Source organism: Pseudomonas sp. FW305-20 (assembly GCF_058788075.1).
The window spans coordinates 20,113-27,229 of sequence record NZ_JBYTAJ010000029.1 but is presented as its reverse complement, the minus strand read 5'-3'; the positions used below and the strand labels follow the sequence as shown (position 1 = coordinate 27,229).

At 60.3% G+C, this 7,117-nt stretch carries 6 protein-coding genes; 5 read left to right on the top strand and 1 reads right to left on the bottom strand.

Annotated elements, in window-relative coordinates; translation table 11 throughout:
• The first annotated feature begins 188 nt into the window (after positions 1-188).
• The 5 genes from AC3WP4_RS21745 to AC3WP4_RS21725 all read left to right on the top strand — a co-directional run bounded on the left by AC3WP4_RS21745 (position 189) and on the right by AC3WP4_RS21725 (position 3,784).
• A complete protein-coding gene (locus tag AC3WP4_RS21745) occupies positions 189-728 on the top strand; it encodes a TetR/AcrR family transcriptional regulator (protein WP_008028313.1) in 540 nt (179 codons plus the stop codon).
• A gap of 31 nt (positions 729-759) precedes the next feature.
• Positions 760-1,593, top strand: a complete 834-nt coding sequence (locus AC3WP4_RS21740; protein WP_074875218.1) for an alpha/beta fold hydrolase — start codon at positions 760-762, stop codon at positions 1,591-1,593.
• Positions 1,594-1,640: 47 nt separating this feature from the next.
• A complete protein-coding gene (locus AC3WP4_RS21735; protein ID WP_074875220.1) occupies positions 1,641-2,090 on the top strand; it encodes an acyl-CoA thioesterase in 450 nt (149 codons plus the stop codon).
• 166 nt (positions 2,091-2,256) lie between these two features.
• The gene (locus AC3WP4_RS21730; RefSeq protein ID WP_074875222.1) at positions 2,257-3,216 is read left to right on the top strand and encodes a tRNA dihydrouridine synthase; all 960 of its coding nucleotides are present in this window, start codon (positions 2,257-2,259) and stop codon (positions 3,214-3,216) included.
• Positions 3,217-3,337: 121 nt separating this feature from the next.
• On the top strand, positions 3,338-3,784 hold the full coding sequence (locus AC3WP4_RS21725) for an Hsp20 family protein (protein ID WP_008151276.1): 447 nt from the start codon (positions 3,338-3,340) through the stop codon (positions 3,782-3,784).
• Positions 3,785-3,831: 47 nt separating this feature from the next.
• On the opposite strand, the gene AC3WP4_RS21720 is transcribed toward AC3WP4_RS21725, so the two are convergent.
• A complete protein-coding gene (locus tag AC3WP4_RS21720) occupies positions 3,832-7,110 on the bottom strand; it encodes an EAL domain-containing protein (protein ID WP_074875224.1) in 3,279 nt (1,092 codons plus the stop codon).
• Positions 7,111-7,117: the final 7 nt, after the last annotated feature.

Below are 7,117 nucleotides of genomic sequence, written 5' to 3'. Positions count from 1 at the left end.
GCCACGATTACCCGCTCTGCGGGATTTTATAAGGGTCATTCAATTATTGAATGGCCCTTTTGTTTGTCTGGCGTTTGGCCAAATCCCCCTATTTCTTTCAAACTGTTCTTCAGACCAGCGGTCACAACCACGACTTGCGTAAAATTATTATGAGAATAATATTCTAGTCGTAATATTCGGAGGCAACGATGAACGATAAAAAAGCTCAAACCCGCGAACGCATCCTCAAGGCTGCCAGCGCAGCGCTGATTCAGCGTGGCCCGGCCGAACCGAGCGTGGGCGAAGTGATGGGGGCGGCCGGCCTGACCGTCGGCGGTTTCTACGCGCACTTCGAAAGCAAGGACGCGATGATGCTGGAAGCGTTCAAGCAGTTGCTCGGTCATCGCCGTGGCTTGATCGCCGACATGGATGCCGAATTGACCGGCGAAGAACGTCGCGCATTGGTTGCTGCGTTTTATCTGTCACGCAAACACCGTGATTCCTCTGAGTCAGCCTGCCCGATTCCGGCTTCTGTCGGCGAGCTGGGGCGTCTGCCGGACGCGTTTCGCGTGGCGTTGAACGAGCATGTGGAAATGATGGTCGCGCAGTTGGCGGCCAGCCCGGAAGACACCGACAAGGCCCTGGCCGATATGGCTCTGATGGTCGGTGGTTTGGCTTTGGCTCGCGCGTTGGGGCCAGGAGAATTGTCCGATCGATTGCTGCGCGCCGCCAAGTCTGCGGTGCTGTGACCTAAAGGCATTGGCCTGAGGAGTGAGAGCGATGAGCACGTTGAAGTGGGTTCGTGGCGTTAATGGCACCTTGGGCTGGTTCGCACCGAAACTGGTCGCGAGCAAAATGCGATTGGCATTCATGACACCGCGAGAACTGCCGCCGCGTGATTGGGAATTGCCGCTGTTGGCGAAGTCCGAGCGAATCACCCTGCGCTTCGGTCTCTCGGCGCTGCGTTGGGGGCAAGGCCCCGCGGTGTTGCTGATGCACGGTTGGGAAGGCCGGCCGACTCAATTCGCCAGCCTTATCACCGCGCTGGTCGATGCCGGTTACACGGTGGTTGCGCTGGACGGTCCGGCCCACGGTCGCTCGCCGGGTCGCGAGGCCAATGTGGTGCTGTTCGCCCGGGCCATGCTTGAGGCCGCTGCCGAGTTGCCACCGCTGCAAGCCGTCATCGGCCACTCCATGGGCGGTGCCAGTGCCATGCTCGCCGTGCAGTTGGGCTTGCGTACTGAAACCCTGGTCACTATCGCGGCCCCGGCGCGAATACTCGGCGTATTGCGCGGTTTCGCCCGCTATGTACGGCTGCCACCGAAAGCCCGTTCGGCGTTCATACGTCAGGTCGAAAGAGACGTCGGCATGCGCGCTGCGGCACTGGATGTCGCGCACTATCAGCTCGACATGCCCGGCCTGATCGTTCACGCCGAAGATGACTGCTACGTTCCGGTCAAGGAATCGCAGCTGATCAACGAGGCCTGGTTTGACAGCCGTCTGTTGCGCCTGCAAGAGGGTGGTCATCAGCGGGTGCTGGCTGACCCTCGGGTGATCGAAGGCGTTCTTTCGTTGCTCGCCGGTCGCAGTCTGCAATCGCGCCAATCGGCTTGAGCATCCGTTACACTCCCCGGTGAAAATTTTCTGACCGGGAGTGGGGCATGGGCTGGGATCGGGCAACGCCATTTATCATTGACCTGGAAGTCGGCGCAGAGGACATCGATGGGTTGGGTCACGCGAACAACGCGGTGTATGTGACCTGGCTCGAACGCTGTGCCTGGCGCCACTCCCAGCGGCTTGGCCTGGACCTGGTCGAGTATCGTCGGCTGGATCGGGCGATGGCGGTGGTGCGGCACGAGATCGATTACCTGGCGGCCGCCTATGAAGGCGATGAGTTGCAATTGGCGACCTGGATCGTCGATTGGGACCAACGCCTGAAAATGACCCGGCACTTCCAGTTGAAGCGCCCGAGCGACAACACCACGCTGCTGCGGGCGCAGACCACCTTCGTCTGCATCGAACTGTCGACCGGCAAGCCCAAGCGCATGCCGGCGGAGTTCATCGAGGGCTACGGCCCTGCGTTGCAAGTCTTGGATACAACCAAAATCTAATGTAGGAGCGAGCCTGCTCGCGATAGCGGTGCATCAGCAACATCACTGTTGGCTGACACAACGCTATCGCGAGCAGGCTCACTCCTACAGTGGAATGTGGGATGTTCTGCAGATTCCTCGCGCAATCCAGTAAACTGCCGCACGTTTTTCGTTGAGTGTGTTTTTCATGCAAATTGCTTTGGCGCCCATGGAGGGGTTGGTCGACAACATCCTGCGGGACGTGCTGACTCGTGTGGGCGGTATCGATTGGTGCGTGACCGAGTTCATTCGGATCAACGATCAACTGCTCACGCCTGCCTATTACCACAAGTTCGGCCCGGAACTGCTGACCGGCGCCCGCACCGCATCCGGCGTGCCGCTGCGGGTGCAACTGCTCGGTTCCGATCCGGTATGCCTGGCGGAAAACGCCGCGCTGGCCTGCGAACTGGGCTCCGAGGTCATTGACCTTAACTTCGGCTGCCCGGCCAAGACCGTGAACAAGTCCCGTGGCGGCGCAGTCCTGCTCAAAGAGCCTGAGCTGCTGAACCGGATCGTCGAACACGTACGCCGTGCCGTTCCGGCGCACATTCCGGTGACTGCCAAGATGCGCCTCGGTTTCGACAGCCCGGACGGTGCGCTAGTGTGTGCCACGGCCCTGGCCGAAGGTGGCGCGGCGCACATCGTGGTTCACGCGCGGACCAAAACTGACGGCTACAAGCCCCCGGCCCATTGGGAGTGGATCCCCCGGGTGCAGGATGTGGTCAAGGTGCCGGTGTTCGCCAATGGCGACATCTGGAGCGTCGAAGACTGGCGTCGTTGCCGTGAAATCAGCGGCGTTGAGGACATCATGCTCGGTCGCGGCCTGGTTTCGCGCCCGGACCTGGCACGGCAAATCGCAATGGCGCGGGCCGGTGAGGACGTCGTCGAGATGACCTGGGCCCAATTGCTGCCGCTGATTCAGGACTTCTGGCTGCAAGCCAAGGCGCAGATGACAGCCCGCCAATCGCCGGGTCGCTTGAAGCAGTGGCTGGCGATGCTGACCCGCAATTATCCCGAAGCGGTCGAGCTGTTTACCGTGCTGCGTCGTGAGACCGAACTGGATCAGGTCTCGCGTTTACTGGGCTTGCAGGTGTCCGAAGCCGCCTGAAAAAAATCTGAAAATAATCTCTTGAAAAGCAATCAGCGGTCCTTATTTAAGGATTACGCGATGCCGAATCCGGGTCGCGGAGACAAAAAAACTTGCTGATATGTTTCAGGAGATTTGAATCATGAGTACTGCATTTTCCATGGCGCCACTGTTCCGTTCCTCTGTCGGTTTCGATCGTTTCAATGACCTGTTCGAAACCGCCCTGCGCAACGAGCCAGGCAGCACCTACCCACCTTACAACGTGGAAAAACACGGCGACGACCAATACCGCATCGTCGTAGCGGCCGCCGGCTTCCAGGAAGAAGACCTGGAGCTGCAAGTGGAAAAAGGTGTGCTGACCATCAGTGGCGGCAAACGTGACGCGACCGAAGACGTCACCTATCTGTACCAGGGCATCGCACAGCGTGCCTTCAAACTGTCCTTCCGTCTGGCGGACCATATCGAAATCAAGGCCGCCGGTCTGAGCAACGGTTTGTTGAGCATCGACCTGTTGCGGGTCATTCCGGAAGAGGCGAAAGCCAAACGCATCCCGATCAACGGGACGCAAAAACCTGCGTTGCAGCACTGAGGCAGGGCAATGAAAAGGGCGCCATCGGCGCCCTTTTTTTGTGCCCGTCACTTGAGCAGTTTCTGGAAGTCCTCCACAGGCAGCGGAGGGCTGTGCAAATACCCCTGATAGAAATGGCAGCCCAGCCCCTGCAAGAATTCCAGCTGCTCCGGCGTCTCGACCCCTTCGGCAATCACTTTCAATTCCAGGCTGCGGGCCATGGCAACGATGGCGCGGATGATCTCGGCGTCATTGGGGTCGGTGGTGGCGTCGCGGATGAACGATTGGTCGATTTTCAGGGTGTCGACCGGCAGACGCTTGAGGTAGGTCAGCGAGGAATAACCGGTGCCGAAATCATCCATGGCGAAACTCACGCCGAGCTTTTTCAGGCTGCGCATTTTGTTGATGGTGTCTTCCAGGTTCTGGATCACGATGCCTTCGGTGATTTCCAGTTTCAGCAGCGAGCAGGGCAGGCCGTGGCTGACGAGGCTGTGTTCGATGCGTTCGACAAAGTCATTCTGGCGAAATTGCCGTGGGCTGATGTTGACGCACAGGCTGAAGTCCAGCGGATCGACCAGGCCGTTGGCGATCAGCTGTTTGAAGGCGCTGCAGGCCTCGTCGACGATCCAGGTACCCACTTCCAGAATCAGTCCGCTGTCTTCCAGCACCTTGATGAACTCGGTGGGCGATTGCTCGCCGAGTTCCGGATGGTTCCAGCGCACCAGCGCTTCGGCGCCGACGATGCGCTCGTTTCGGGCATCGACCTGAGGCTGGTAATGCACGCGGAACTCGCCCCGGGAAAGGGCCAGGCGCAGGTCGGTTTCCATGCGCAAGCGTTCGCTCGCCGCCTTCTGCATGGTGTTGTGGTACATCTGCGCGGTGTTGCGGCCCGAATCCTTGGCTCTATAGAGGGCAATGTCGGCGCGTTTGAGCAGGTCGGTCGGGGTCGAACCGTGATCGGGAATCAACGCGATGCCGATGCTCGGGGTTACTTGCAGGCGTTGTCCGTCGAGGAACATCGGCTCCGACAGCAGTTCGCGCAAGGTGTCCGCCAGTTGCAGGACTTGTTCGCTGACCTCGTTGCGCGAGCCTTCAAGTCCGCTGAGCAGCACCACGAATTCGTCACCGCCCAAGCGCGCGACGGTGTCTTCCATGCGCACGCTGGCTTCGAGGCGCGCGGTGATGATTTTCAGCACGGTATCGCCCACCGGATGGCCGAGCGAATCATTGATGTGCTTGAAGTGATCAAGGTCGAGAAACATCAAGGCGCCGCGCAGGTTGTGGCGCTTGAGCAAGGCAATCTGCTGGCTCAGGCGATCCATCAGCAGGGCGCGGTTGGGCAGGTTGGTCAGCGGGTCGTGGTAGGCCAGGTGACGGATCTGCGCTTCGGCGTTTTTCAGCAGGCTGACGTCCCGCGCGGTCAGCAGCAGGCACGCGGTTTCGTTGAGGGTAATTGGTTCTATCGAGACTTCGACGGTCAGCAACTCGCCGCGTTTATTGCGCCCGAGCATTTCCTGATGAAGTACCCGGCCCTTGATCTGGAGTTCGGCGAGGAGCGCTGAACGTTGTTTTTCCTCGGCCCAGATGCCGACCTGGTACACCGTGCGGCCGACCACTTCATCGGCGCGGTAGCCGGTCAGGCGGCAAAAGCCATCGTTAACTTCCAGATAACGCCCGGTGTCGCGCTCGGTGATGGTGATGGCGTCGGGGCTGGAGTGGAAGGCCTTGGCGAACTTCTCTTCGCTGGCCTTGAGCGCAGCTTCCGAGCGTTGCTGCTGAGTGATATCGCGCAGGGTAGTAACAATGCACGGCTGGTCGCCGACGCTGATCTGGCGGCTGGAAATCACGCAGGTCAGGGCTTGCCCGTCTTTGTGCTGGACGAGGATCGCCACGTTGTTCAGGCCCTGTTCGCGGATGACCTGCTCGATGCGTCGCAGGCTTTGTGCCGAAGCGTCCCATAGACCGATTTCGTCGGCGCCGCGGCCAATCACGTCGGCGGCGCTCCAGCCGAAGGTCTGGGTGAAGCTGGAGTTGATCTCGATAAATTGGCCGGTGTCCTGACGGGTCACGCAAATCGGGTCCGGGCTGACCTGAAACAGGGTGGCGAACTTCTCTTCGGACGCCACCAGCAGTTGCTCCCGCTCCACCTGATCTGTGATGTCGAGCAGGGTGCCGGCCATGCGCAGCGGGGCCCCGTTTTCGTCGCGATAGAGCCGGGCGCGGCTTTCCAGGTAGCGTGAGCTGCCGTCCTGCAGTTGTACGCGGTAGGTCAGTTGATAATTGCCGGCCGGGCCTTCTCGCAGGCTGCGATAGGCATCGCGCATGGAGCCGCGCTCTTCGTCGGGTACGCCTTCGAAAAACTCGTCGAAGGATTCATGGAAAGGTATGGCTTCCAGCCCATGTAGCTGGGCGGCGCGCGCCGAGCCGTACAGCATGCCGCTGGGGATGTGCCAGTCCCAGGTACCCAGTTGCGCCGAATCCAGCGCCAGGTCGAGGCGCTCCTGGCTGTCTTTCAGGGCAAGCTCGGCGGCTTTGCGTTCGGTGGTGTCCAGAAACGTGCTCAGCAGATACGGCTGGCCTTCTAGCTCGACTTTTTGTGCGCTGAGGATGCCGTCGTGGATCTGGCCGTTGCTGGCACGAAATTGCACCTCCATGTTGATCAGTTCGCCCTTGGCCTTGGTGGCTTTGACCAGTTGCGTCCGTTGTTCCGGATGCACCCAGAGACCCAGTTCCAGGGTGGTACGACCAATAGCGTTCTGAACTGGCCAGCCAAACAGGCTTTCGAAATACTGGTTGGCTTCGCTGATCAGGCCGTCTTCCTGGCGAGTCAGCAGGACCATGTTCGGACACAGGTGGAACAGCGTGGCAAAGCGTTTTTCTGAGCTGGTCAACGCCTGTTCGCGCTGACGCTGGTGGGTGATTTCGCGGATGACGCCGATCATGCGTGGCCGGCCGTGTTTGTCCGGCAGCAGGCTGCCGTTGATCTCCAGCCAGTGCAGGCTGCCGTCGGGCCAGCGAATGCGGTGATGCATCGCCTGTTCCAGCGGGGCGCCGGCGATCACCGCGTCGAAGGCGCGAATGGTTTTCGCCCGATCCTCTGGCGGCAGCAAGTCGAGGTATTCCAGATCCGCCGGCAGCGGTTGCCGGGGATCGAAGCCGAACAGCGCCTGGGTCCCCCGCGACCAACTGATCTGCCCACGTTCGATGTCCCAATACCAGGCGCCCAGTCGTGCACCGTTGAGGGCGGCCAGCAATTGTGGGGCGCTCTCCCAACTCTGCTCGGACCGTTTTGGGTCAAGCGCTTGTATACGCGGCATCGGCGGAATACGGTCAACAGATTTCGGCATTGGCAAG

Coding starts and splice junctions, on each gene's coding strand:
- AC3WP4_RS21745 (WP_008028313.1), top strand. CDS start 189: ATGAACGATAAAAAAGCTCAAACCCGCGAACGCATCCTCAAGGCTGCC.
- AC3WP4_RS21740 (WP_074875218.1), top strand. CDS start 760: ATGAGCACGTTGAAGTGGGTTCGTGGCGTTAATGGCACCTTGGGCTGG.
- AC3WP4_RS21735 (WP_074875220.1), top strand. CDS start 1,641: ATGGGCTGGGATCGGGCAACGCCATTTATCATTGACCTGGAAGTCGGC.
- AC3WP4_RS21730 (WP_074875222.1), top strand. CDS start 2,257: ATGCAAATTGCTTTGGCGCCCATGGAGGGGTTGGTCGACAACATCCTG.
- AC3WP4_RS21725 (WP_008151276.1), top strand. CDS start 3,338: ATGAGTACTGCATTTTCCATGGCGCCACTGTTCCGTTCCTCTGTCGGT.
- AC3WP4_RS21720 (WP_074875224.1), bottom strand. CDS start 7,110: ATGCCGAAATCTGTTGACCGTATTCCGCCGATGCCGCGTATACAAGCG.